The following is a 25,125-nucleotide window of genomic DNA, read 5'->3' as shown; positions in this document are numbered from 1 at the left end:
TTCGACCTGATTTCAGAGTGATCAAACACGAGAGTAGCTGTCACTGGCGTCATCCCCCCAAGAAACTCTTGCGAACTTCTGGATCGGCCAACAGCTCCTTGCCTGTCCCGGTATAGGCATTGCGACCCTGGACCAGTACATATCCCTTGTCCGCAATCTCCAGCGCCTGACGGGCATTCTGTTCGACCATCAGGATCGGTAACCCGGTGCGCGAGACCTCGATGATCCGGTCGAACAGCTCATCCATTACGATGGGTGAGACACCCGCGGTGGGTTCGTCCAGCATCAGCACCTTGGGCTGGGTCATCAGCGCGCGGCCCACGGCAACCTGTTGGCGTTGGCCGCCTGACAGCTCTCCGGCGGCCTGATTGCGTTTGTCGCGGAGAATGGGGAAGAGGTCATAGACCTGCTCCATCGTATCCGAGAAATCGTCACGACGGATGAAGGCGCCCATCTCAAGGTTCTCTTCCACCGTCATCGACGTAAAAATGTTCGAGGTCTGCGGGACAAAGCCCATGCCGCGTACCACGCGGTCTTGCGGGCTGAGATTGGTGATATCTTCGCCATCCAGCCGCACAGACCCTTGGCGTACGTCCAGCATGCCAAACACAGCCTTCATTGCGGTGGATTTGCCCGCGCCGTTGGGGCCGACGATCACCGCGATCTCGCCCTTATCAACGGCGATGGTGCAGTCATGCAGGATGTCCGGCCCTTTGCCATAGCCACCGGTCATGGTGTCGCCAATCAGGAAAGGACCGCCCTCGACCCGTTGCGTTTCACCGCTTTTGCGATGCGCTGGTGTCATGGTGCCGACACCATGCGTATTGGTGATCGAGGCGTCCTTGTTGCCCTTGTCGTCCTGGTAGGGGTTGTCGCTCATGCGCCCGCCTCCAGCTTGTCTTTGTTCTTCAGGCCGGTGCCTAGGTAGGCTTCGATCACGTGTTCATTGGCCTTGATCTCGTCCAGAGTGCCTTCGGCCAGCACCTTTCCCTCGGCCATACAGATGACCGGGTCGCAAATCTTGCCGATGAAATCCATGTCGTGCTCGATAACGACGAAGGTATAGCCGCGTTCCTTGTTCAGGCGCAGGATCGTGTCGGCGATGGTCATCAGCAGGGTGCGGTTCACACCAGCGCCGACCTCGTCCAAAAACACGATCTTGGCATCGACCATCATGGTTCGGCCAAGTTCCAGCAGCTTCTTCTGACCGCCCGAGACCTGACCGGCCTTGTGATCGGCCAGATGTTCGATTGTCAGGAACTCCAGCACCTCATCGGCTTTCGCCCTAAGTGCGCGTTCCTCATCCGCGATACGCTTACGCCCGAACCATGTGTTCCACAGCGATTCCCCGGATTGTGCGCCGGGCACCATCATCAGGTTTTCACGGCAACTCATCGACGAAAACTCATGCGCGATCTGGAAGGTGCGCAGCAGGCCCTTATGAAACAGCTCGTGCGGGGGCAGGCCAGTGATATCCTCACCGTCCATGTGTACCTTACCGCTGGTCGGTGGAAGTACGCCCGCGATCACGTTGAATAGCGTGGTTTTTCCGGCCCCGTTCGGTCCGATCAGACCGGTGATCGAGCCCTTTTGGATTTCCAGCGATGCCCCGTCCACCGCATGAAACCCGCCGAAATGCTTGTGCACGTCATCGACGACGATCATCTTTTCCCCTAGCCGCCGTTTTCGGCGTTTTTACCATCCCCGTTAACCGGAGTGCGGCCTTTTTTCATTGAAACAGCCCGGACACAAGGGCCGGGCTGCTTGTTTTTATGACTTTTAACCTTGGATCAACGGAAGTTGACGGTCTTGTTTTCGCCGTCGGTCACCTCGATCTCGCGATAGGAACCTGCGCTTTCACCAGGGCCGATCAGCTCAACACCCGATGCGCCGACATAATCGATGTCCTGACCGGCAGCCAACAGCTCCAGACCTTTAGCCAGTTCTCCGGGGAAGATTTGCTCACCCGGAGCATTGGCGACATCCATGATTTTCGCGCCGTATTCAGCGGGGTTGGTCGAACCTGCGGCCTGCATCGCCAGCATGAACAGCGCGGCGGCGTCATAGCTTTCCGGCGAGTAGGGCGACGAACCGTCAAAGCCCGCAGCTTCAGCCATGGCAAAGTACTTCTCGGCACCTTCACCGCCCGAGCCAGCGATCTGACCGAACGAGCCGTTCAGGTCGGGGCCAACGTTTGCGGGCAGCGAGTCACCGATCATACCGCCGGGCAGACCGAATGTGTCAAACGCGCCGCTGTCCAGTGCCGACTGGATGATGCCCAGACCGCCTTGGTCCAGATAACCCGCAACAACCAGAATATCGCCACCGGCCGAGGCCAGCGCGCCCACTTCAGCCGAGTAGTCGGCTTTGCCGTCTTCGTGCGCGGCAACGATGGTCACCTCGCCACCCGATGCCTCGAACGAGGACTGGATCGCATCCGCCAGACCCTTGCCATAGTCGTTGTTGGTGTATGTCAGAGCAATCGAGCTGATGCCACGGTCATTCAGGATGTCTGCCATTACCTGACCTTCACGCGCATCCGACGGCGCGGTGCGGAAGAACAGGCCGTTGTCTTCCATGGTCGACAGACCCGGAGACGTGGCCGACGGCGAGATCATGACCATGCCGTTCGGGATTGCGACGTTTTGCAGGATCGCGCCAGTGACGCCCGAGCAGTCGCCGCCGATGATACCGGCAACGCCATCGGCAATCATACGTTCGCCGTTCGAGGTGGCCAGACCATTGTCGATACAGCCGGTATCGGCGCGGGTTCCGGTCACGCTTGCGCCGTCCAGCAGTTTGCCGGATTCGGTGACCTCGGCCATCGCCATTTCAGCGCCCGAACCCATGGCCGGGGCCAGCGATTCAATCGGGCCTGTAAAGCCGAACAGCACGCCCAGCTTCACGTCCTCGGCCATAGCGGTACCCGCCAGCAGAGCGGTTGCTGCAGTAGCGGTAAGCAGCTTTTTCATTAGGTTACTCCCTATTTATCGTTTGAACGTCGTCGTTCTGGGCATGACCCTAGGCAAGCTGTCCGAAAAAGAAAAGTCCTAACAAAAAAGTGCTTTTGAAAGCAGCAATCCTATCTGTTTTGTTAGGCTAGGTCAGTTTGTTGCGGAGCACCACTAGGGATTGGGTCGGTATGATCAGAACTTTTGCGATTCTCATTCTGTCGTGCTGGTCGATTGCAGGCTGGTCCGATGTCATCAACACAACCGGCGGGCCAGTTCAGGTTACTCAGGTGGTTAGAGGCCTTGATACACCTTGGGCGATTGGCATTCTTCCGGATGGCAGCTTTGTTGTCACTGAGCGAGATGGCGAGCTTTTGTACGTTGCCCGAGGTGAGGCGAAGCGCATCAAGGGTCTGCCAAAAGTGGTCGCGAACGGGCAGGGCGGTCTGCTAGATGTCACCATCGCGCGTGACTTTAATCAGACCCGCGAGCTTTTTCTGACTTTCTCCAAATCGCAACGAGGCGGTGCAGGCACCGCTGTCGCTGTCGCTCGTTTATCGGAAAACGGAGAACGTCTAACCAATCTGCGTGTGATATTCGAGGCCTCTCCGGGTGGCTCCGGCGGGCGCCACTTTGGCTCTCGTGTCGTTGAAGCGAATGATGGCACGTTGTTCGTCACTATCGGTGACCGAGGTGATCGCCCTGCTGCGCAGGATCGTTCGAACCACATGGGAACGGTCATTCGGATCAACCGTGATGGTTCAGTTCCCAGTGATAACCCGTTTGTGGGCAATCCCGGTGTCCGCACCGAGATCTGGTCGTTTGGTCACAGAAACCCTCAGGGTGCCAATTTGGATCAGCAGGGCCGGCTTTGGGTTTCGGAACACGGGGCAAAAGGCGGGGATGAGGTTAATCTGATCAGACCCGGTGCCAATTATGGCTGGCCAGTGATTTCGTATGGCGTTCATTATTCGGGTCAGAAGATCGGTGAAGGCACGTCGAAGCAAGGAATGGAACAGCCCGAGTATTATTGGGATCCTTCCATCGCACCCTCTGGCTTGATGGTCTATTCCGGGAAACTTTGGCCGGAATGGAAGGGGAATCTATTCGTTGGCTCTTTGAAATTCGACTACATTGCACGTTTGGCGGGCGATCCACTGCGTGAGGTTGAGCAGATCGAAGGCCCCGAGACCGAACGTGTTCGCGACATCGCCGAAGCACCAGATGGGTCGATCTGGTTCATTTCCGTTGGGCAAGGCGCGGTTTACCGAATGACGCCCCTCTGACGGTATTAAACGGGGTTAGGGCGTTTGCTTCTATGCCATTCGATCACGGTGTATCTGTTCCGGGCTTCAGGGTGATCAGGAGATTTGAATGAGTGATTTTGTAATCGAGCTTTGTGAAACAATGCCGCCAAAGCGCGAATTGAATACGATTCTGGCACAGTATTACGCGCTTATCGTGCAACGAATGCAGGATATGGGCTTTGAGATTGATCCAGCGGCCCCCGAAAGCGCATTGGCGGAGTTTTGGGCGCATACAGAGGATTACCTACCTCCGAATGGATGTCTTGTGGTGGCGCGAAACGATGCCGGAGATATCATTGGATGTGGGATGCTGAAACGATTTGATCACCAAACCGGTGAACTTAAGCGGGTTTTTGTGACCGAGGAGGCACGGGGGACCGGTGCCGGGCGTGCTTTGATCGAAGCCCGGGAACAGGCCGCGCGTGATATGGGTTTGAAACGCCTCATCGCCGATACGCTTACACCGAATGTCGAAATGCGCGACCTGTACCCCAAACTTGGTTTTGTTGAACTGGACTCACCAATCGAAACCACGACCCATCTGGATCAACCGATGTTACGGCCGCACCTGCACTACTTTGCGAAAGATTTGTAAGGTTTCCCTGCGGCCGTGAATCAAACAGACAACCGACCGCTCTGTGCACCGCGTTCGCGATAAGGCGTGGTGTTGTAATGCGCCCGGTAGCATTTGGAGAAATGCGACGGGCTGGCAAAGCCGCAAGCCAGCGCCACATTGATGACGCTCATATCGGTCTGCATCAGCAAGTTCCGCGCTTTATGCAGGCGCAGTTCCATGTAGTAGCGCTTGGGCGAGCGGCTGAGATAGCGGCGGAACAGACGTTCTAGCTGGCGCGTCGACATGCCTACGTCCTTGGCTAGAATAGAAGGCGAGATTGGCTCTTCTATGTTCTTTTCCATCATCAGGATAACCTGACTGAGCTTGGGGTGGCGCACGCCGATCCGTGTAGGTGTCGACAGACGTTGCGTGTCCTGATCCGTACGTATCGAAGAATAGATCATCTGATCAGCGACCGCGTTGGCCAGATCTTCTCCGTAATCTTCGGCAATCAGCTTGAGCATCAGGTCAATCGAGGATGTGCCGCCTGCAGTTGTCATTCGGTTGCCATCAACCAAAAACACCGACTTGGTCAGCTCTACTGTGTCGAATTCTTCGGCAAAACTGTCTGAGTTTTCCCAATGGATCGTTGCGCGCTTGCCTTCCAGCAAACCGGCTTTGGCCAGCGTATAGGCCGCGGTGCAAAGACCGCCGATTTTCAACCCTTTACGCGCTTCGCGGCGTACCCAGTTCAGGATGCGTTTGGTGGTTGCCGCTTGTACAGCGACCCCCCCGCAGATCAGGACGACGTCGTCACGCTGCAATTCGGTCAGATCAGAATCAAGATTGAAAGAAGTTCCGGCTGAACAAGTCACTGTTTCACCGCCTTCGCCCGTCAAGGTCCAGGTATAAAGCTCTCGGTTGGCCATTCGATTGGCGATCCGCAGACTGTCCAAAGCCGAAGCGAATGACAAAAGGGAAAACTTGTCCAAAAGCACAAATACAAAGTTATGCGGCTTGCCTGTGCTATGATCCACAGTGACAACTTGGCGTTGCTCTTGCATGGCGAACTGTCCTTGATTCGGCGCGCACCGGGATTTCCACGGTGGCGGATATGCCAGTCACCATGCTCAAAGCTTGATTATGGCGTCAAGAGGCGCAAAAGGGATATGGCCTCTCATTCATGCATTTTGTATAGAGGCCACCTGAAATACTTCAGCGGAGATAAAAGCTATGACTGAATGGCAAAAAACGAACTGGCGCAACAAGCCCCGGGTTCAGATGCCAGACTATACCGACGCGGCCGCGCTGGCCAAAGTCGAGGCGCAGCTTTCGCAGTATCCCCCGCTGGTTTTTGCGGGTGAAGCGCGACGGCTGAAGCAGCATCTGGGAGCCGCGGGTCGTGGCGAAGCGTTCCTGTTGCAAGGCGGGGATTGCGCTGAAAGCTTTGAGCAGTTCAGCGCGGATGCGATCCGTGACACGTTCAAGGTGATGCTGCAGATGGCAATGGTGCTAACCTACGGCGCCAAGGTTCCCGTGGTTAAAGTTGGCCGCATGGCGGGCCAGTTCGCAAAACCGCGCAGTGCGCCGACAGAGGTTGTGGACGGTGTGGAGCTGCCCAGCTACCGCGGTGACATCATCAATGAGCTGGCCTTTACACCCGAGGCACGTATTCCGAATCCCGACAAGATGCTTCAGGCCTATACACAGGCGGCGGCTACACTGAACCTGCTGCGGGCGTTCTCGACCGGTGGTTTTGCGGATATGAGCCACGTGCATTCGTGGACGCTGGGTTTTGCCGACGGGCAAGACGTTCAGAAATACTCTGAGATCGCCGACCGCATTCAGGATTCGATTGATTTCATGGGGGCTGCAGGCATCACCGCCGACACCACCCACGAATTCTCATCGGTGGAGTTTTACACCAGCCACGAGAGCCTGTTGCTTGAGTACGAAGAGGCGTTGACCCGTCTGGATTCGACCTCGGGCAATTGGTTGGCTGGTTCTGGGCACATGATCTGGATCGGCGATCGGACCCGTCAGCCCGACGGTGCGCATGTCGAGTTCTGCCGGGGTGTTCTGAACCCGATTGGTCTGAAATGTGGCCCGACAACCAGTGCCGAAGACCTCAAGGTTCTGATGTCCAAGTTGAATCCCGAAAACGAAGAGGGGCGTCTGACTCTGATCGCGCGCTTTGGTGCAGGTAAAGCGGGTGAGCATCTGCCGCGTCTGGTCAAAGCCGTAAAGGAAGAGGGCGCACAGGTTACTTGGGTCTGCGATCCGATGCATGGCAACACGATCAAATCCGCGACCGGCTACAAGACCCGGCCGTTTGATTCCGTGCTGCGCGAAGTACGCGATTTCTTTGGCGTACATCAGGCTGAAGGCACGATCCCCGGTGGTGTTCATTTCGAGATGACAGGGCTGGATGTCACCGAATGCACCGGAGGTGTGCGCGCGGTGACCGAAGAGGATCTTTCGGATCGCTATCACACAGCTTGTGACCCGCGCCTGAACGCCTCGCAGTCGCTGGAACTTGCATTCCTTGTCGCGGAAGAACTGACCAACCTACGTCGTGACCGCAGCAAGCGCGCTGCAAGCTGACTTCGAATACATCCTGAATTAGTAAGACGGCGGGCCTCATGCCCGCCGTTTTCATTTAGTCGTCACGTGATGATACCAACCTTAGGTGCGGTGCCCCTTTGAACGCGGTCTGGTCTTCAGCGAACCCCTCTGCTTGCTGTTGGATAGGCCTCGGAGGCTGTTGCAAATCAGAGATCGTGTTGACGCGGCGATCCGAGACGATGAAGCGACGCGGTGTCGCCCCGATGGTTCCGTCGCTGACCATAACCCCAAGAATGCGGCTGACGTCGCCCAGATCGCTTTTAAGCGGCAGCAGGATCATGCGGGCCTGAAGGCTGGTTCGTCCGAGCTTGCCTTTCGAAAGCAAGCCCAGTTCAGCAACTGCGGGGCCGGTGAGGACTTGGCCCAGAATGGATTTGACATCATCGCGGGCGCTCGGTTCGAAAAAAGCCGTTAGAGGCATACCGCGAACTTCCATGCCCGCCAGATCGTTCAGGTGACTTCCCGCCAGCCGAAACCGGGCCAAACCCGGCGCGATGCGTTCCAGTATGAATGTGTATTCGAGAATATTCTCCAGGCCGCGCGGATCGATCTGCGAGCGCATCGGAACGCCTTCACCTGTCAGCAAGGCGGTCCAATAGGCTTCGGCCTGACGGATGGGAGAAAGGCTTCGCCCGTTGTCAAATCGGTCCATTGCGATGATCTTTCCAAGTTCTGAGCCGGAACCAGTCCCGAAAAAGGTTTTCATTTCATCACCCTACCGTCAATCACTCGCGATTTTCCTAAAATGCCATCTAATGGGCAAAGCTGCGATCCGCCAGCTTTTCTGACTGTCAGATTGACACGGGTTAATACAATTTTGGAGCAATTCTTTAACGAATGGTTAACCTCTTGGCATTGATTGGGGAATGAGCAAGGTCTTGCCCCTTGCTGGTCAATGGCATTAGGTGCGACCAGTGAATTTGACGGAAAGGGCAGGCATGATCAAATCCATGACCGGTTTCGCCTCGGGCAAGGGGGCGTTTGGTCCCCATAGCTGGACTTGGGAATTGCGCAGCGTCAATGGCAAGGGGCTGGATTTGCGACTGCGGCTCCCCGATTGGTTGACAGGGCTAGAGGCCGCGCTGAGAGGCGATCTGTCGAAGCAGGTCAACCGAGGGAACATCACGCTGTCCCTTCGGATGGGACGGGAAGAATCCGCCGCGGATGTCCGGTTGAACACCCCAGCGATGGAAGCTGCGCTGGATGCACTGGCCCAGACCGAAGCGCTTGCAGGCGCGCGGGGCGTATTGTTGGCACCGTCCAAAGCAAGTGATCTTCTTGCGTTGAAAGGGATGTTGGAAGCCGGAGCTGACGCGGATGATCCAGCCCAACTTGTCGAGCACCTGAAATCTGAGTTCGGTGGCTTGCTTGCTTCATTCATTGAGATGCGCGGTTCCGAAGGTGAAGCTCTGTCAGGCATTCTTGCGGGACAACTCGTCCAAGTCGCAAAGCTGACGGATCAGGCCGCTGATCTGGCCGAGCGTCGCCGCGAGGAAATGGCGCAAAACATGCGCGAAAATCTGACGCGCGTTCTCGACAATACGCAAGGTGCGGACCCTGATCGCGTTGCACAAGAACTGGCCCTGATCGCGGTCAAGGCCGATATTACCGAAGAAATTGACCGGTTGAAGGCCCATGTCACTGCGGCGCGTTCCCTTTTAACGCAAGACGGCCCGGTTGGGCGTAAGCTGGATTTCCTGATGCAGGAGTTCAACCGTGAGGCCAACACGCTCTGCTCGAAATCGCAGAATGCCGAACTGACGGCGGTTGGGTTGGAGCTGAAAGCGGTCATCGATCAGATGCGCGAGCAAGTGCAGAACGTGGAATAAGGACGGGAACATCACATGGCGGATCGCCGCGGTCTATTAATCATACTGTCCTCGCCTTCGGGTGCAGGTAAATCCACTCTGGCCCGCCGTTTGATGCGGTGGGATGTCGGTTTGGAATTCTCGATCTCGGCCACCACCCGCGCTCCGCGCCCGGGTGAGGAGCATGGCCGGGAGTATTACTTCCTATCCGAGGACGAGTTCAAACAGCAGGTGGCGGATGGGCAGATGCTGGAACACGCGCATGTGTTCGGCAACTTCTACGGCTCTCCTGCTGGACCGGTCCGCGAGTCCATCACACAGGGGCGCGATGTGCTGTTTGATGTTGATTGGCAGGGTGAAGTGCAGATCCGCAATTCAGATTTGGGCAAGCATGCGTTGTCGATTTTCATTCTCCCGCCCTCGATCCGCGAGCTTCGGCGCAGGCTGGAAGGGCGTGGGCAGGACAGTGAGGATGTGATCGCCAAGCGCATGTTGAAAAGCTGGGATGAGATCAGCCATTGGGGCTACTACGACTATGTTCTGATCAACGATGATTTGGATACCACCGAGGAAAAGCTAAAAACCATCGTCAGCGCAGAACGCATGCGTCGCATCCAACAGCCCAGCCTGCAGAACCACATCCGCTCGTTGCAGACCGAGTTCGAGGGCTTGTCATGACCATCTATGCCTTGGGCGATCACTCGCCGCAAATTCACGAAGACACCTGGGTAGCCCCCGACGCCAACCTGATCGGCAAAGTAGTCCTGGAACAAGGCGCTTCGGTCTGGTTCGGGTGCACCATCCGGGCCGATCACGAAGAAGTCCGTGTGGGCGCAGGCAGCAATGTGCAGGAAAACTGCGTGATGCACATCGATGCGGGCTATCCGCTGACCATTGGGAAGAACTGCACAATTGGTCACAAGGTCATGCTGCATGGTTGCACGATCGGAGACAATACGCTGATCGGTATGGGGGCTATCGTTCTAAACGGGGCGAAGATCGGAAAGAACTGTCTGATCGGGGCGGGGGCGCTGATCACCGAAGGCAATGAGGTTCCCGATAATTCGTTGGTCATGGGCTCGCCGGGCAAAGTTGTGCGGCAGCTTGATGAGGCGGCGGCCCAGAAACTAACGCTGAGTGCGCTGCACTATCAGGACAACATGCGCAAGTTTCGCCAAACATTGCGTCCGGTCTAAACGCGCATGACGGATACCCTGCTTGCCGAATTGGTTTCAGCCATTCCGATGCCCGCCGTGCTGGTTGGTCAGACCGAGCGTATTGTCGCCGCAAATAGAGAGGCGCGGACGCTTTTGGGGCACGCAATCGAAGGCAGGCATTTTGCCACAATCCTGCGCCAGCCTCAGGTCATCGATGCCGTCGAACAATGCCTGCGCTCGAAGCAGCCCGGCAAAGCGCGGCATCTGTCCAATGATGGTGCTCAGGATACGACGTTTGAGGTGCAGTGCAGATTCGTCGGCGGGACCGAAGCGGTATTGGCGGTATTTCAGGATATCACGCATTTGGAACAGGCAGGTCAGATGCGGCGCGATTTTGTGGCCAATGTCAGCCATGAATTGCGCACGCCGCTAACGGCCTTGATGGGGTTTATCGAAACATTGCGAGGCCCCGCCCGCGACGACACCGCCGCCCGCGACCGCTTTCTTCAGATCATGGCGGATGAGGCCAATCGGATGAACCGGCTTGTGGGGGATTTGCTGTCGCTCAATCGGGTGGAAAGTGAAGAACGGGTCAGACCTAAAGAGCCATTGGAACTGACAGGTCTGATTCAATCGACCTTAAACACTCTGCGACCGCTGGCGGATGATGCCAGTGTTGTTGTTTCGTTGGATGCCCCAAACGAGTCGATCGAGATGGTCGGAGACAGCGATCAGCTTCGTCAGGTGATAACCAATCTCGTTGAAAACGCGATCAAATACGGGGGCAGCGGTGGCAAGGTCGGTGTGGTCGTAACCCTGTCTGAGCGGGATACGGCGATGCGCGGTCCTGCGGTACGTATCAAGATCATTGATCAAGGGCCCGGTATTGATGCCAAACACCTGCCCAGGTTGACCGAACGGTTCTACCGCGCAGACAGTCACCGCTCGCGCGAGTTGGGCGGAACCGGACTGGGGCTTGCAATCGTGAAGCATATCGTCAATCGCCATCGGGGCAGGTTGCGTGTGGAAAGTGAACCGGGGCAGGGAGCGACGTTTGCGGTCATTCTACCACGCTAAGGTCGTGCCAAACGCCGGCTTTACTGGGGTGACGCTTCGTCAAGTTAAGAATTTCTGAGAAATTCATGAGTTGTCATGAAACCGTTACATACCTGTCACAAAAGGCTTACGCAGGCGTCATAGTGCTGCGCTCAGATCATCATGGGGATGATCAGTACCCATCCTTTTCAAGGAGACTGAAATGTCCTTTGTAAAACTGTCGGCTTCTGCGCTGGCTATCGCTGCCGTCTCGGCAACCACTGCTGCTGCGCGTGACAACGTTCAAGTTGCTGGCTCTTCCACCGTTCTGCCTTATGCGTCAATCGTTGCAGAACTGTTCGGTGAAAATACCGACTTCCCCACACCGGTTGTTGAATCAGGCGGCTCGTCCGCCGGTCTGAAACGCTTCTGCGAAGGCGTCGGTGAAAACACGATCGACGTTGCAAACGCATCGCGTGCCATCCGTGAAAAAGAGATTAAAGCATGCGCCGAAAACGGTGTGACCGACATCATGGAAGTCCGCATCGGTTATGACGGCATCGTATTTGCAAGCCAGCAGTCGGGTCCTGCGTTCACTGCGTTTGAGCCTGCGGATATTTACAACGCCATCGGATCGAAAGTGATGAAAGATGGCGCGCTGGTCGACAACAGCTTCAACAGCTGGGCCGAGTTCAACGCTGACCTGCCCGATGTGGAAATCGCAATGTTCATCCCGGGCACCAAGCACGGCACCCGCGAAGTGTTCGAAGACAAAGTTCTGCTGGCAGGTTGCGAAGCGACGGGCGCGATGGAAGCCATGGTCGCGGGCGGCCTAAGCGAAGATGACGCCGAAGATGCATGCCTGGACGTGCGGACCGACGGCAAATCGGTCGATATCGACGGTGACTACACCGAAACTCTGGCCCGCATCGACACCAACACCAATGGTATCGGCGTGTTTGGTCTGGCTTTCTACGAGAACAACACCGACAAGCTGAAAGTGGCTACGATGGGTGGTATCGCACCGTCGACCGAGAGCATCGCGTCGGGTGAATACCCCGTCTCGCGCCCGCTGTTTTTCTACGTCAAGAAAGCGCATATCGGCGTGATTCCCGGTCTGAAAGAATACGCCCAGTTCTTCACTCATGAAGAAATTGCTGGTCCCTCGGGCCCGCTGGCCAACTACGGTCTGGTTGCCGATCCTGAACTGGCAAAAACGCAGGACGCGATTGCCAACGAAGTAACCTTGGGTTCGGGCAGCTAATCCCTCACCCCGATTGAATTGACTGGGGGCGGCGTTTTCTGTCGCCCCCAATTTTTCCCTAATCCCGATCAAGACCTATGGGGGCGTCATGCCAATTCTTTGGCTCATTCTGATCGTGCTTGCGATCGCGGCAGTCGGATATGTTTTGGGGCGAATGCGCGCCTTGCAAAGTGCCGGAGGGGACAGCCGCAATCTGCATTCTCTTCCCTCGTTTTATGGCGCTAACGTCGCACTGAAAGTCATAGTTCCCGCCTTAGGTTTGTTGATCGTCTGGCTGCTGGTTCAGCCGCTCTACGTTAACTCTCAGGTCTCGGAGATGGTTCCCGAAACGGCGATCAAGGAAGGATCGTCGCGCAGTCTTGTTATGGCCGAGGTGCGTCGGACCGCAAATGGTCTGGACAGTGCCGTTGCGCAGGGACATCTCACCGAAACGCTCGCACAGGATGCGCGGGCGGATATTTCCGAGATGACCCAAAAGTTGAAGGACGCGGGTCAAGTCGTAACCTCGGACATCACGCAGACGGTTTTGCATGCAGCTCAAGCCTATCGGGCGATAAATTCAACCGGTTACGCGATAATGTCCGCCGCTGTGATACTGGTCGCCTTGGCCGGGGCTGTGTTCAGTTGGTTCCAGACGCATTCTGAATATCGTGCCCGCAATGTGGTTGAGCAGGGAATTCGTGTGATGCTGCTGGCGGCTGCGTCGATTGCGATCCTGACAACGGTCGGCATCGTCCTTTCGCTGGTTTTCAATACGTGGGAGTTCTTCAAGCTTTACCCGGCATCAGAGTTCTTTTTCGGTACTACCTGGGCGCCCAGTTTCTCGGGCCGTGGCGGGGCATCAGATCTGGGTATCATCCCCTTGCTGTGGGGCACGTTCTATATCTCGTTGGTGGCGTTGTTGGTGGCCGTGCCAATCGGTCTTTTCGCTGCGATTTATCTCAGTGAGTACGCTTCTTCACGCGTGCGCTCGATCGCCAAACCGATGCTTGAGGTGCTGGCCGGTATCCCGACCATCGTTTACGGCCTTTTCGCCCTGCTGACCGTTGGCCCGCTGTTGCTGAGCGTGTTCGGGGATGATGGTTTGGGCTGGATGAAAGCCGGTACGGCGGTGATGACCGCCGGTCTTGTCATGGGCATCATGCTGATCCCGTTCGTTTCGTCGCTTTCCGACGACATCATTAACGCGGTGCCTCAGGCCATGCGTGATGGCTCTTACGGGCTGGGGGCCACACAATCCGAGACCATCCGGCAGGTCGTTTTGCCCGCAGCCTTGCCCGGGATCGTGGGAGCGATCCTGCTGGCGGCATCGCGCGCCATCGGTGAGACCATGATCGTGGTTCTGGGGGCAGGGGCCGCCGCGCGTCTGGACCTGAACCCGTTCGAGGCCATGACCACCGTCACCGCCAAGATCGTCAGCCAGCTGACAGGCGACGCCGATTTCGCCTCGCCCGAGGCCCTCGTCGCCTTCGCGCTTGGCATGACGCTGTTCATCCTCACGCTGGGGCTGAACGTTTTCGCCCTTTATATCGTGCGCAAGTATCGGGAGCAGTACGAATGACCGACGCCAGCATGCAAAATACCTCGACCTCGCTGACTGCATCCGATGCCCGGACCAAAAAACGCGCGGCTGCCGAAAAGCGTTTTCGCGCCTACGGGATCGTCGCTATCGCGACCGGACTGTTCTTTCTGATTGTGCTGTTTGCCTCAATCCTGTCGCAGGGCATCCCGGCCTTCCAGCGCACAGTGATCACTTTAGAATTCACGCTGAGCGAAGCGCAGCGCGATGAAGCCGAAGGCACGATGTTCAAGACAAAGGCCTACTCCAATCTGTTCATTGCGGAACTGAATGAACAACTAGCCGAAAGTGGCATCACCGTGGATTTCGATCAGGATGCCATCGAGCGTCTGTTGGGCAAAATTGGGGGTACGATCCGAACCTTCTATGCCGATAATCCTCGCAAGCTGGGTGAGCCGATCATGTTCGATCTGGCGGCTTCAAGCCGTGTGGATGGCTACTTCAAGGGTCGGGTGTCTCGTGACACTCTGCAGGACAGCCGCTTCCTGCTACTCAGCGATCTGGATCTGGTGGACGCGCTGAAAGAAGCGGGGATCATCAAGCAGGCTTTCAACTGGCCGTTCATCACTGGTGCGGACTCGGGCGTGGATAACCCCGGTGGTGCGGGTATTGGTGCCTCGGTCGTCGGTTCGTTCTTCATGATGTTGGTGGTGCTGTGCCTGTCGCTGCCCATTGGGGTCGCCGCCTCGATCTATCTGGAAGAGTTTGCGCCGCAGAATAAATTCACCGATCTGATCGAGGTGAATATTTCGAACCTGGCCGCCGTTCCGTCTATCGTGTTCGGTATCCTGGGTCTGGCCGTGTTCATCCAATTTATGCACCTGCCGCAATCGGCGCCGCTGGTGGGTGGTCTGGTCCTGACCCTGATGACGTTGCCAACGATCATCATCTCGACCCGAGCCTCGCTAAAGGCGGTTCCCCCGTCTATCCGCGACGCGGCGTTGGGGGTAGGGGCCTCGAAGATGCAGGCCGTCTTCCACCACGTGCTGCCGTTGGCCGCGCCCGGTATCCTGACTGGTACCATCATTGGTCTGGCGCAGGCGCTGGGTGAAACTGCTCCGTTGCTGTTGATCGGCATGGTGGGCTTTGTCGCCCGAGGCTATCCCGATGGCTTTTTGGCGGGCTTCACCGAGCCGAACTCGGCCATGCCGGCACAGATCTACACCTGGGCCGCACGCGCCGATGTGGGTTTTTACGAGAAAGCCTGGGGTGGCATCATCATCCTTTTGATGTTCCTGCTGACCATGAATATCATCGCTATCATCCTGCGCCGCCGCTTTGAACGCCGCTGGTAGGAGGGGTTTAAAATGAACGATATGACACGAGTGGAGAGAACCGTGGACTCCAAAGACATCAAGATCAACGCCAAGCAGGTTCAGGTCTACTACGGTGAGACCCACGCCATCAAGGACGTGAGCGTCGATATCGAAGACAAGACTGTGACGGCTTTCATCGGACCCTCTGGCTGCGGTAAATCCACTTTCTTGCGCTGTCTGAACCGGATGAACGACACAATCGATATTTGCCGGGTGCAGGGTGATATCCTGCTGGACGGTGAAGACATTTACGACAAGCGCGTAGATCCGGTACAGTTGCGTGCCAAGGTCGGCATGGTTTTTCAAAAACCGAACCCGTTCCCCAAATCGATCTATGACAACGTGGCTTACGGTCCGCGTATCCACGGCCTTGCCAAGAATAAGGCAGAACTGGATGAAATCGTAGAGAAATCCCTGCGTCGTGGTGCGATCTGGGATGAGGTCAAGGATCGTCTGGATGCCCCCGGTACCGGCCTTTCTGGTGGTCAGCAACAGCGTCTTTGCATTGCGCGCGCCGTAGCCACCGAGCCTGAGGTGCTATTGATGGACGAACCCTGTTCGGCGCTCGACCCAATCGCAACCGCGCAGGTCGAGGAACTGATTGACGAACTGCGTTCACGCTATTCAGTGGTGATCGTAACCCATTCGATGCAACAGGCCGCGCGGGTCAGTCAGAAGACAGCGTTTTTCCATCTGGGGAACTTGGTTGAGTTCGGCGAAACCGGGCAGATCTTCACCAACCCCGAAGATCCCCGAACCGAAAGTTACATCACCGGCCGGATTGGCTGAGCACAGGATAACTGCAATGAGCGAACAACATATTGCATCCGCGTTCGACCGCGACCTTGAGGCCATCCAAGCACACATCATGAAGATGGGTGGACTGGTCGAAGCCGCCATTATGGGCGCGGCCCGGTCGCTGGAGACCCGCGACGAAGAACTGGCAAATGAAGTGCGTCAAGGCGACAAGGCCATCGACGCACTGGAAGAACTGATTGACGAAGAGACCGCGCGCCTGATTGCCTTGCGTGCACCGACGGCCAGCGATTTGCGGCTGGTTCTGTCCGTTCTGAAAGTTGCGACCAACCTTGAACGGATTGGAGATTACTCCAAGAACATCGCCAAGCGAACGACCGTTCTGGTGAATGCCGGCGAAATCAACGGCAGTGCCGCCGCTCTGCGCCGAATGGCGCGCGAGGTCGAGCGGATGCTGCGCGACGCGCTGGATGCCTATATCCAGCGTGATGCTGAGCTGGCGCAGGACGTGATCGAGCGGGATCTGGAAGTGGACCAGATGTATAACGGCCTGTTTCGCGAGTTCCTGACCTTCATGGCGGAGGATCCGCGCAACATCTCATCGTGCATGCACCTGCATTTCATCGCAAAAAATATCGAACGCATGGGCGATCACGTCACCGCCATTGCCGAGCAGGTCGTCTATCTCGTCACCGGCGAGAGACCCAGCGAAGCGCGCCCCAAAGCCGACAACACGTCGCAAACGATCTAGGAGATCTCAGTCATGTCCGCTGATCAACCGACGGTACTGGTTGTTGAGGATGAGTTGGCCCAAAGAGAGGTACTGGCCTATAATCTGGACGCCGAAGGGTTCCGGGTAATCCGTGCCGCTAATGGCGACGAAGCTTTGTTGCTGGTCGAAGAAGACCGCCCGGATATCATCGTTCTGGATTGGATGATGCCCAATCTCAGCGGTATCGAGGTCTGCCGCCGCCTGAAAACGCGGCCGGACACCCGATCGATTCCGATCATCATGCTGTCGGCACGCTCAGAAGAGGTTGATAAAGTGCGCGGCCTTGAAACCGGTGCCGATGATTATGTGGTCAAGCCTTACTCGGTTGTCGAATTGATGGCACGTGTACGGACACAATTGCGCAGAGTCCGTCCAGCGACCGTTGGCATCCGGTTGGAGTTTGACGATATCATATTGGACTCTGAGACCCACAAGGTCAGCCGCGACAACAAGCTGTTAAAACTGGGCCCGACCGAGTTCCGGTTGCTGAGCACATTCATGGAAAAGCCCGGCCGGGTCTGGAGCCGCGAGCAGTTGCTTGACCGCGTATGGGGCCGCGATATCTACGTCGACACGCGTACTGTTGATGTTCATATCGGTCGTCTGCGCAAAGCGTTGACTCAACATGGCGGCGAAGATCCGGTGCGAACGGTGCGCGGGGCAGGGTACGCGCTCGGCTAACGTGGCAGTGCTTCTTCGGTCTGGGCCTGAGAAGCTAGCCAGTGTCGAAACTCTCGCAATGATCCGTCATCCGATTTTTCGCGCGGCCAAACCAGATAATATGCCCCCATCGTCTCTATCGCGTCAGGGAAGGCTGCAACCAGCCTACCTGTCGCAAGGTCTTGTTCCACCAGATAGTTTGGCAACAGGGCAACACCCAGGCCGTGCAGCGCGGCTTGGTTGATGGTGTTGAACTGGTCGTGGACGGTGCCGGGCAGGGGATGCGGGTGCGTGACACCCATCTGTTGAAACCAGTCCTGCCAGGCGCGCGGTCTTGTCTGGATATGCAGCAGCGGCAGTTTTAGCAGATCGCGGGGTGACGTCGGAGTGCCTTTGGGTAAAAGCTCGGGCGCGCAGACGGGCAAAACCCGCTCGACACTTAATAGCAAGCGATCAGTTCCAGGCCAATCAGGTTCCCCAAAATGTAAAGCCGCATCAAAGGGTTCCGAAGCAAAACTAAACGGTCGCAATCGCGTGGTCATGTTGATTGTGATATCCGGATGGCGGCGGGCGAAATCCGGCAGACGCGGTACCAGCCAGCGCATTCCGAATGTCGGCAGAATCGCCAGATTCAATGTCCCACCGACAGGGGAAATGTGCAGTTTCAGCGCCGCCTGCGCGATCTGAGACAAGGCTGGCCGAATTTCTTGTACATAGTCTTGTCCAGCCTTTGTCAGTGACAATCGCTTGCGATCACGGCTGACCAATTCTGCGTCCAAATGCGCTTCAAGCGTCTGCAGTTGCCGACTGACCGCGCTCTGCGTCAGTGCCATTTCATCCGCGACTGACGAGGCTGATCCAAGGCGATCCAAAGCTTCAAGCGCGCGCAGCGCGGATATAGGCGGCAGGATAGGGCGCTTGGTGTCCATCTATGCGTTTTGATCATGAAAGAATGCAAATGTCTCGCTGTTTTTTGAATATTTCTCAGATTATAGTTGCGCAAATCTATTCAAGTCGGAGAAGCAAAATGAACGCTCCAGATACAAAGCCTGTCCTGCGCGCAAAAGATGCGCCTGACCTTGGACGTTTCAACTGGGACGACCCGTTTCGCTTGTCGGACCAGTTGGAAGAGGATGAACGCCTGATTGCCGACAGCGCGCGCGCTTACGCCCAGGAGAAATTGCAGCCGCGTGTCACCAAGGCTTTTGCAAACGAAGAAACCGATCCCGAGATCTTTCGTGAAATGGGTGAAATGGGGCTGTTGGGCACGACAATCCCCGAAGAATATGGTGGGATCGGTGCGAGCTACGTATCTTATGGACTGGTGGCGCGGGAAGTTGAACGGGTGGATTCCGGCTATCGCTCGATGATGTCGGTGCAAAGCTCGTTGGTGATGTACCCGATTTTCGCCTATGGCAGCGAAGAACAGCGTCGCAAATATCTGCCGAAACTGGCAAGTGGCGAATGGATTGGGTGTTTTGGCCTGACAGAGCCGGATGCGGGTTCGGACCCGGCGGCGATGAAGACCCGCGCCGAGAAGATTGATGGCGGGTATCGTCTGACCGGCAGCAAGATGTGGATTTCAAACGCACCGATCGCAGATGTCTATGTGGTCTGGGCCAAGTCAGATGCGCATGATGGCAAGATTCGTGGGTTCGTGCTGGATAAAGGCACCAAGGGCCTGAGCGCACCGAAGATCGAGAACAAGCTGAGCCTGCGTACTTCGATCACAGGTGAAATTGTCATGGATGGCGTTGAGGTGGACGAGGGCGCTTTGCTTCCACATGTTCAGGGTCTCAAGGGGCCGTTCGGCTGCCTGAACCGCGCACGCTATGGTATCAGCTGGGGTGCGATGGGGGCCGCGGAATGCTGCTGGCACGCAGCGCGTCAATACGGCTTGGATCGTAAACAGTTCAATCGACCACTTGCGCAGACCCAGTTGTTTCAACGCAAACTGGCAGAGATGCAGACCGAAATCTCTTTGGGACTGCAAGCAAGCTTGCGCGTCGGCCGTCTGATGGATCAGGCTGAAGCTGCGCCCGAGATGATCTCGATCATCAAACGTAACAATTGCGGCAAGGCATTGGACATTGCGCGGATGTCGCGTGACATGCACGGCGGCAACGGTATCTCACTTGAGTTCCAGGTGGTGCGTCACATGATCAATCTTGAGACAGTCAACACCTATGAGGGCACGCACGACGTTCATGCATTGATCCTGGGGCGGGCGCAAACCGGACTACAGGCATTTTACTGAGGCTGAATCTGTTACTCGCATAATCGGTATTATGTAAAATACGTAGCAAGCGAGCCGCGACTATAGAACACACATTGGTCGTGGCTTGCCAATATGTTACGCTGTGTTTGAGAAGTAAGACACGAGCTATGCAATGGTTCTGATTGGGAAGACCGTCGTCATCACTGGCGCTGCAAATGGCATAGGTAAAGGTCTTGCCAAGCGGTTCTCAGAAGAAGGTGCGCATGTAGTCTGCGCCGATATCGACCTTGCCGGCGCGCAGGCCGTGGCGGCGCAAATTGGCGGTGATGCACTCAGCTGTGATGTGTCCAAGGAAAGTGATATTCGAAATCTGATTGAGACTGTCGAGGATAAGATCGCTCCGATTGATTTATTCTGTGCCAATGCGGGAATACTCACCCTAGGTGGATTTGAAGTGCCGGATGCTGAATGGGACCGCATCTGGCAGATCAACGTGATGTCCCATGTCTGGACCGCGCGGCACCTGATCCCAAGGATGGTTGCGCGTGGTGGTGGTTATTTGATGATCACTGCTTCAGCGGCTGGATTGCTCAATCAACCCGGCGCAGCCCCTTATGGCGTAACCAAACATGCGGCTGTGGGTTTTGCTGAATGGATCGCGATGACCTATGGCGATAAAGGTCTCAGGGTTTCGGTTCTGTGTCCGCAGGCCGTTCGGTCGGAGATGATACGTGGACATGAGGATTCGGTCGCCGCGATTGACGGAATAATTGAACCTGATGAGGTCGCCCAAGCCTGTGTCGAGGCGCTGGCGGATGAACGTTTCTTGATTCTTCCGCATCCACAAGTGCTTGACTATATGCGTTTAAAAACAGAAGACTACGACCGATGGTTAGGTGGAATGATGAAGCTTAATCAAAGGTTTGCTGGCAGTTCTTAGCGCGGTTTCCGTCTTCTGAGCAGGCCTTCTTGCGCGACGGATGCAACTAATTCGCCATTCTGCGAGAAGATCGAACCCCGATTGAAGCTGCGCCCCTGCCCTGTCCACGGCGACTCCATCGAATACAGATGCCAGTTTTGAAACTGCACGGGCGCATGAAACCAGATTGCATGGTCCAGACTGGCCCCATCAATTTCACCAGTGAACCAGCTCAGCCCATGGGGCCGCATTCCGGAACTGAGCAAGCTCATATCCGAGGCATAGGCCAATAGAAGATGTTGTGTGACGGTGTCCGCGTGGTTCGCTGCGCCCATGCGAAACCAGACGTGGTTCTTGTCATCTGCCTTGGCGGGTGCAAACAGGTCCAGCGGATCAATTTCGCGCACTTCGATCGGGCGCTCGCGCAGCAATTCAGCTTTCAGCTTTTCGGGAACACGATCCAGGTATTTTTCGCGCAATTCGTCACGCGATGGATGGTGCTCGGGCGCTTGAACGTCCGGAATCGGATGCTGATGTTCCCATCCGTCATCCTGCTTGTGAAACGAGGCCGACATGTTCAAAATTTGCTTGCCATGCTGGATCGCAACCACGCGGCGGGTTGTAAAAGAACCACCATCGCGCGCGCGATCCACTTGATATATAACCGGAATTGACGGATCGCCGGGCCTTATGAAATAGGCATGCAAGGAATGGCATAGTCGATCCTCGACCGTCCTGTACGCTGCCGCAAGCGCTTGCGCGATCACCTGCCCGCCGAAGATACGCGTTGGTGTCTCGCCGCCAGAACCGGTTCCGCGAAACAAATCGACCTCAAGCGGTTCGATATTCAGCAGATCAAGCAATATGCGTTCGGCTTCGGTCATTCGGGGCTCTCCGGCGTCTTGGCCTTTTCCGGTATCACTCAAACACCGATCATTCAACGAGCGCCGCGTGAACAAGCGCCTTTAACTCGGCTCGGGATGGATAAGAGCTGGATGGCGAGAGCTGTGTAAAAAACACTGTTGAAAGCGCGTTGACCGGATCGATCCAGAAATAGGTGGAGGCCATCCCGCCCCAGCCATAGTCGCCAACCGAGCTTGGGGCTCGGGTGCGCGCCGGGTTCAGTACCACCGCGCCTCCGATGCCAAAGCCTGTGCCTTCCATGGGTTGCTCGGCAAAGCTTTGTGGACCCATGGATGCAATATCGTCCGGTAAATGGTTGCGAAACATGAATTCTACAGTCTTCGGCCCAAGCAATCGCGCGCCATTTGCGGTTCCTTTGTTTCGCAACATCTCGGCGAACTTGCTGTAATCGTCGATGGTACTGATCAATCCGCCACCGCCAGAAAAGGTCGTTGCCGCCTCAAACGGGGACTCTCCGGCCCGATCCACCAACCGCAGTGTTTCGCCACCCGATTTTGCGGCATTCAGCGCCATGGCATCGCCTTCGAGCGGGGTGTAGAGCGAGGCAAATCGGTCCCCTGCCCCTTCATGCACTGAAAACGCGGTTTCACTCATCCCAAGTGGTCGAAAGATGTGTTCGGTCAGAAACACGTCCAGCGGTTTGCCTGATACGACTTCAATCACGCGGCCAATCACGTCGATCCCTACCGAATATTCCCAGCGGCTGCCCGGCTGAAACGCCAGCGGTAACTCTGCCAGCACTTTGACCCGATCTGCCAGCAGACCCTGTTGCGGAGAAAAGATTAGATCAAACGCATCCATAGCCTCGGGTAACACACCGGGATTGAACGGGTAGCTCAGCCCGCTGGTGTGCGTCAGCAATTGATGCAAGCTGGGTGTTGGCGCGTCCTCGGTCTGGTTCAACTGCGTTGCGCCCGGGACCAAGGCTTGCATCGTTGCAAACTCTGGCAGGAAATCGGAAACCGGGGCATCTAGATGAAACAACCCTTGTTCCACCAACATCATCAAAGCAACGGACGTCACAGGCTTAGTCATCGAATAGATCCGAACCAGGCTATCGCGCTGGAACGCGAGGTCGGTTTCAATGCAGCGGCGGCCACATGCGTGAAAGAATGCCTCTTGCCCGTTCTGGTGGATCAGAAGGGCGCTGCCTGCGTATTTCTTCTGCTCAACATATCTGTGCATCCATTGGCGGATGTGGGTCTGCGCGGTCGGATCAAATCCCATGAGACAACTCCATCTTGATCAGGCCGATCTTGCCTTCGTAAGACCCTAGGCAACAGCGAATTCTGCCGATTTTTGCTGGATTTGTTGAAGGGCGTCGAGAATACTGCCTACGTTTTTTGCAGCGCAGATAATCCGTGTTGGGCGAAGACCGGCACATAGGCACCGAAAGCCTTAGCGCGTGCCGGGTCTGACGCGTTTCCATCCAAGGCCCGCTTGTAGACACCTTGCAGAATACCGGCCATCCGAAAGAAGTTGAAAGCAAGGTAGAAGCCAAGATTCTCAATCCCCGTTAGGCCGCGGCGCGCGCAATACTCGGCGATGAAGTCCTGATCTGACGGTAGCCCAAGGCTTAACCGATCTACGCCAGCTAGCCCCCGACCCTCCTTGCCCGGGGGCAGCTGCCATTGCATGATGACGGCTGCCAGGTCCGCATATGGGTGACCGATGGTCGATAGCTCCCAATCCAGCACTCCGATGCAGGTGGTGCCATGCGCCTCGAACATCAGATTGTCGATTCGGTAGTCCCCATGAACCAGTGTTCTTTGATTGTCATCCTCGGGGATCTGGCGCTCAAGCTCGGCGATCAGCTGATCCATCTCGGCGATTTTTTCGGTCTCAGAGGCGCGATATTGTTTGGTCCAGCGAGCAATTTGCCGCTCGAAATAGTTGCCTGGAGGTCCGAAATCCGAAAGGCCCACCGCATCGATATCGACCATGTGCAGTTCGGCCAGTACGCGGTTCATCTCTTTCAGCACACCCGTGCGCGTCGCATTGTTTTCGCCTTTCATGACAGGGTCGACAAATGTGCGCCCTTTCAGATGCTCCATCACGTAAAAGGCAGAGCCTATGACGCTGTCATCTTCACAAAGCAGATGTACTTGCGGGACGGGCACTTTGCTACCAGCCAGCGCCGCTTGTACGTGAAATTCCCGATCCACTGCATGTGCGGATTTCAGCAATATGCCCGGCGGCTTGCGTCTCAGAACATAGGATTTGGCCGGCGTACGCAGCAGATAGGTTGGGTTCGACTGACCCACGGTAAATTTTGTAGCTTCAAGAGGGCCGTGATAACCAACAAGATGCGTGTTTAGATAGGCGTCGACGGACTTGATATCCAAAGTGTTTTCAGTGTGTGTCATATATTCAGCCTGCGTATGAACCCACGGCTAAAGGGCATCGGCAAAGATATTGCCACCGGTCTGCACATTTATCCCGCCGGAGACAGGGATGACCGCGCCAGTGACATAGCTGCCTCCGCGACCGCATAGAAACAACATGCAACCAGCGATATCCTCGGCCTGGCCAACCCGGCCCAGTGGAACACCTTTGCCGACGCGCGCGCGCTTGGTTTCGTCTTCGGTGGCAAAGGCCGTCATGCGCGATACGAATGGTCCCGGGGCCAGCGCATTCACCGTAACTCTGTAGGGTGCCAATTCTTTAGCCATGATTTTGGACAGGTGAATAACCGCCGCTTTGGACGCGGAATAGCTGTAGGCCCCGTCACCCATCGGGACCTCACCCATAACTGAACCTACATTGACGACCCGCGCAGGATCCTCGTCGGTTGCGGATTTCATCAGAAGTGGCAGCAATTTTTGGGTCAGATCAAATACGCCTGCGACATTAACCGACATGACTTTGTCCCAAGCGAAATGAGGGAACTGCCCCATCGGCGCGCCCCAAGACACACCTGCATTATTCATCAATATATCAATCGCTTGAGTGCGATTTTTGACTTCATCCACCAACGCATCTACACCCGCCTCACTGCTGATGTCGCCAGCAAACCCTTCTGCCGAACCTGGCGCGTCCAGAGCGTTCAACTCTGTTGCAACCTCCTCGCATGCCTCGCCTTTGCGAGAAGCGATCAGCACATGCGCCCCGGCACGTACCAACGCCTCGGCCGCCATTCGGCCGATACCGGTGGCACCCCCAGTTACCAGTGCCGTCTTTCCACTGAGCGAAAACAAAGTCTCGGGCGTCATGTGCACTCCATTCAGGCGATCTGGGATTCTGGCGCGAGGTCTTCTTGACAATACGTGCTGACAATC

General features: G+C 56.4%; 25 protein-coding genes. 15 read left to right on the top strand and 10 right to left on the bottom strand.

Features of this window, described 5'->3' with window-relative positions; translation table 11 throughout:
- Positions 1-49 precede the first annotated feature (49 nt).
- The 3 genes from ACR0EN_RS02585 to ACR0EN_RS02575 form a co-directional block, all read right to left on the bottom strand.
- On the bottom strand, positions 50-880 hold the full coding sequence (locus tag ACR0EN_RS02585; RefSeq protein ID WP_170817778.1) for an ABC transporter ATP-binding protein: 831 nt from the start codon (positions 878-880) through the stop codon (positions 50-52).
- A complete protein-coding gene (locus ACR0EN_RS02580; RefSeq protein ID WP_170393051.1) occupies positions 877-1,665 on the bottom strand; it encodes an ABC transporter ATP-binding protein in 789 nt (262 codons plus the stop codon). Before ACR0EN_RS02580 ends, ACR0EN_RS02585 begins: the two co-directional genes overlap by 4 nt.
- 125 nt (positions 1,666-1,790) lie before the next feature.
- Complete coding sequence (locus ACR0EN_RS02575) at positions 1,791-2,972, bottom strand: ABC transporter substrate-binding protein (RefSeq protein ID WP_170393052.1); 1,182 nt, start codon at positions 2,970-2,972, stop codon at positions 1,791-1,793.
- Positions 2,973-3,142: 170 nt separating this feature from the next.
- On the opposite strand from ACR0EN_RS02575, the gene ACR0EN_RS02570 reads away from it, so the two are divergent.
- Together ACR0EN_RS02570 and ACR0EN_RS02565 are read left to right on the top strand one after the other, a co-directional pair.
- Positions 3,143-4,237 carry a PQQ-dependent sugar dehydrogenase gene (locus tag ACR0EN_RS02570; RefSeq protein ID WP_170817777.1) on the top strand — a complete coding sequence of 365 codons (1,095 nt, stop codon included), beginning with the start codon at positions 3,143-3,145 and terminating at the stop codon, positions 4,235-4,237.
- An 88-nt stretch (positions 4,238-4,325) separates the two neighbouring features.
- Positions 4,326-4,853: a GNAT family N-acetyltransferase gene (locus tag ACR0EN_RS02565; RefSeq protein ID WP_170421666.1), complete on the top strand. Its 528-nt coding sequence runs from the start codon at positions 4,326-4,328 to the stop codon at positions 4,851-4,853.
- Between the two features lie 20 nt (positions 4,854-4,873).
- On the opposite strand, the gene ACR0EN_RS02560 is transcribed toward ACR0EN_RS02565, so the two are convergent.
- Positions 4,874-5,878 carry a GlxA family transcriptional regulator gene (locus tag ACR0EN_RS02560; RefSeq protein ID WP_480585063.1) on the bottom strand — a complete coding sequence of 335 codons (1,005 nt, stop codon included), beginning with the start codon at positions 5,876-5,878 and terminating at the stop codon, positions 4,874-4,876.
- Positions 5,879-6,047: 169 nt separating this feature from the next.
- Here ACR0EN_RS02560 and ACR0EN_RS02555 point away from each other — a divergent pair, with 169 nt between their 5' ends.
- On the top strand, positions 6,048-7,418 hold the full coding sequence (locus ACR0EN_RS02555; protein WP_170393056.1) for a class II 3-deoxy-7-phosphoheptulonate synthase: 1,371 nt from the start codon (positions 6,048-6,050) through the stop codon (positions 7,416-7,418).
- Positions 7,419-7,473: 55 nt separating this feature from the next.
- Here the strand turns inward: ACR0EN_RS02555 and ACR0EN_RS02550 are convergent, their stop codons facing one another.
- Positions 7,474-8,145 carry a PAS domain-containing protein gene (locus ACR0EN_RS02550; protein ID WP_480585060.1) on the bottom strand — a complete coding sequence of 224 codons (672 nt, stop codon included), beginning with the start codon at positions 8,143-8,145 and terminating at the stop codon, positions 7,474-7,476.
- Between the two features lie 232 nt (positions 8,146-8,377).
- On the opposite strand from ACR0EN_RS02550, the gene ACR0EN_RS02545 reads away from it, so the two are divergent.
- The 10 genes from ACR0EN_RS02545 (at position 8,378) to phoB (ending at position 17,807) form a co-directional block, all read left to right on the top strand.
- Complete coding sequence (locus ACR0EN_RS02545) at positions 8,378-9,268, top strand: YicC/YloC family endoribonuclease (protein ID WP_480585057.1); 891 nt, start codon at positions 8,378-8,380, stop codon at positions 9,266-9,268.
- Between the two features lie 15 nt (positions 9,269-9,283).
- On the top strand, positions 9,284-9,925 hold the full coding sequence (gmk, locus tag ACR0EN_RS02540; protein ID WP_170421654.1) for a guanylate kinase: 642 nt from the start codon (positions 9,284-9,286) through the stop codon (positions 9,923-9,925).
- Positions 9,922-10,443, top strand: a complete 522-nt coding sequence (locus ACR0EN_RS02535) for a gamma carbonic anhydrase family protein (protein WP_480585054.1) — start codon at positions 9,922-9,924, stop codon at positions 10,441-10,443. The genes gmk and ACR0EN_RS02535 overlap by 4 nt, the downstream gene beginning before the upstream one ends.
- Positions 10,444-10,449: 6 nt before the next feature.
- Positions 10,450-11,481: an ATP-binding protein gene (locus tag ACR0EN_RS02530; RefSeq protein ID WP_480585051.1), complete on the top strand. Its 1,032-nt coding sequence runs from the start codon at positions 10,450-10,452 to the stop codon at positions 11,479-11,481.
- A 181-nt stretch (positions 11,482-11,662) separates the two neighbouring features.
- Positions 11,663-12,703 carry a substrate-binding domain-containing protein gene (locus ACR0EN_RS02525; RefSeq protein ID WP_170393061.1) on the top strand — a complete coding sequence of 347 codons (1,041 nt, stop codon included), beginning with the start codon at positions 11,663-11,665 and terminating at the stop codon, positions 12,701-12,703.
- A gap of 88 nt (positions 12,704-12,791) precedes the next feature.
- Positions 12,792-14,264 carry a phosphate ABC transporter permease subunit PstC gene (gene pstC, locus ACR0EN_RS02520; RefSeq protein ID WP_170817773.1) on the top strand — a complete coding sequence of 491 codons (1,473 nt, stop codon included), beginning with the start codon at positions 12,792-12,794 and terminating at the stop codon, positions 14,262-14,264.
- On the top strand, positions 14,261-15,577 hold the full coding sequence (pstA, locus tag ACR0EN_RS02515) for a phosphate ABC transporter permease PstA (RefSeq protein ID WP_480585048.1): 1,317 nt from the start codon (positions 14,261-14,263) through the stop codon (positions 15,575-15,577). The genes pstC and pstA overlap by 4 nt, the downstream gene beginning before the upstream one ends.
- Positions 15,578-15,589: 12 nt before the next feature.
- Positions 15,590-16,387, top strand: coding sequence for a phosphate ABC transporter ATP-binding protein PstB (pstB, locus tag ACR0EN_RS02510; RefSeq protein ID WP_170393064.1), 798 nt, complete (start codon positions 15,590-15,592; stop codon positions 16,385-16,387).
- Between the two features lie 16 nt (positions 16,388-16,403).
- Positions 16,404-17,105, top strand: coding sequence for a phosphate signaling complex protein PhoU (gene phoU, locus ACR0EN_RS02505; RefSeq protein ID WP_170393065.1), 702 nt, complete (start codon positions 16,404-16,406; stop codon positions 17,103-17,105).
- 12 nt (positions 17,106-17,117) lie between these two features.
- Positions 17,118-17,807, top strand: coding sequence for a phosphate regulon transcriptional regulator PhoB (gene phoB, locus ACR0EN_RS02500; RefSeq protein ID WP_170393066.1), 690 nt, complete (start codon positions 17,118-17,120; stop codon positions 17,805-17,807).
- Here phoB and ACR0EN_RS02495 read toward each other — a convergent pair.
- Positions 17,804-18,715 (bottom strand): LysR substrate-binding domain-containing protein, encoded by a 912-nt coding sequence (locus ACR0EN_RS02495; protein ID WP_170610675.1) that lies wholly within the window; start codon positions 18,713-18,715, stop codon positions 17,804-17,806. The genes phoB and ACR0EN_RS02495 overlap by 4 nt on opposite strands.
- A gap of 98 nt (positions 18,716-18,813) precedes the next feature.
- Between ACR0EN_RS02495 and ACR0EN_RS02490 the strand changes: the two genes are divergently transcribed.
- On the top strand, positions 18,814-20,043 hold the full coding sequence (locus ACR0EN_RS02490; RefSeq protein ID WP_170393068.1) for an acyl-CoA dehydrogenase: 1,230 nt from the start codon (positions 18,814-18,816) through the stop codon (positions 20,041-20,043).
- Positions 20,044-20,176: 133 nt separating this feature from the next.
- Positions 20,177-20,944, top strand: coding sequence for an SDR family oxidoreductase (locus ACR0EN_RS02485; RefSeq protein ID WP_480585045.1), 768 nt, complete (start codon positions 20,177-20,179; stop codon positions 20,942-20,944).
- Here ACR0EN_RS02485 and ACR0EN_RS02480 read toward each other — a convergent pair.
- The 4 genes from ACR0EN_RS02480 to ACR0EN_RS02465 form a co-directional block, all read right to left on the bottom strand.
- Positions 20,941-21,807: an acyl-CoA thioesterase gene (locus ACR0EN_RS02480; RefSeq protein ID WP_170509894.1), complete on the bottom strand. Its 867-nt coding sequence runs from the start codon at positions 21,805-21,807 to the stop codon at positions 20,941-20,943. The two genes, ACR0EN_RS02485 and ACR0EN_RS02480, sit on opposite strands and share 4 nt — an antisense overlap.
- Before the next feature lie 49 nt (positions 21,808-21,856).
- Positions 21,857-23,074 carry a serine hydrolase domain-containing protein gene (locus ACR0EN_RS02475; protein ID WP_480585042.1) on the bottom strand — a complete coding sequence of 406 codons (1,218 nt, stop codon included), beginning with the start codon at positions 23,072-23,074 and terminating at the stop codon, positions 21,857-21,859.
- Positions 23,075-23,181: 107 nt separating this feature from the next.
- Positions 23,182-24,213, bottom strand: a complete 1,032-nt coding sequence (locus ACR0EN_RS02470; RefSeq protein WP_480585039.1) for a phosphotransferase family protein — start codon at positions 24,211-24,213, stop codon at positions 23,182-23,184.
- Positions 24,214-24,240: 27 nt separating this feature from the next.
- A complete protein-coding gene (locus ACR0EN_RS02465) occupies positions 24,241-25,059 on the bottom strand; it encodes an SDR family NAD(P)-dependent oxidoreductase (protein WP_170637673.1) in 819 nt (272 codons plus the stop codon).
- Positions 25,060-25,125 lie beyond the last annotated feature (66 nt).

This window comes from Ruegeria sp. AB7 (genome assembly GCF_056542625.1).
Note: the sequence above shows the minus strand (reverse complement) of the source record. Positions and strands in the feature narration are given on the sequence as shown.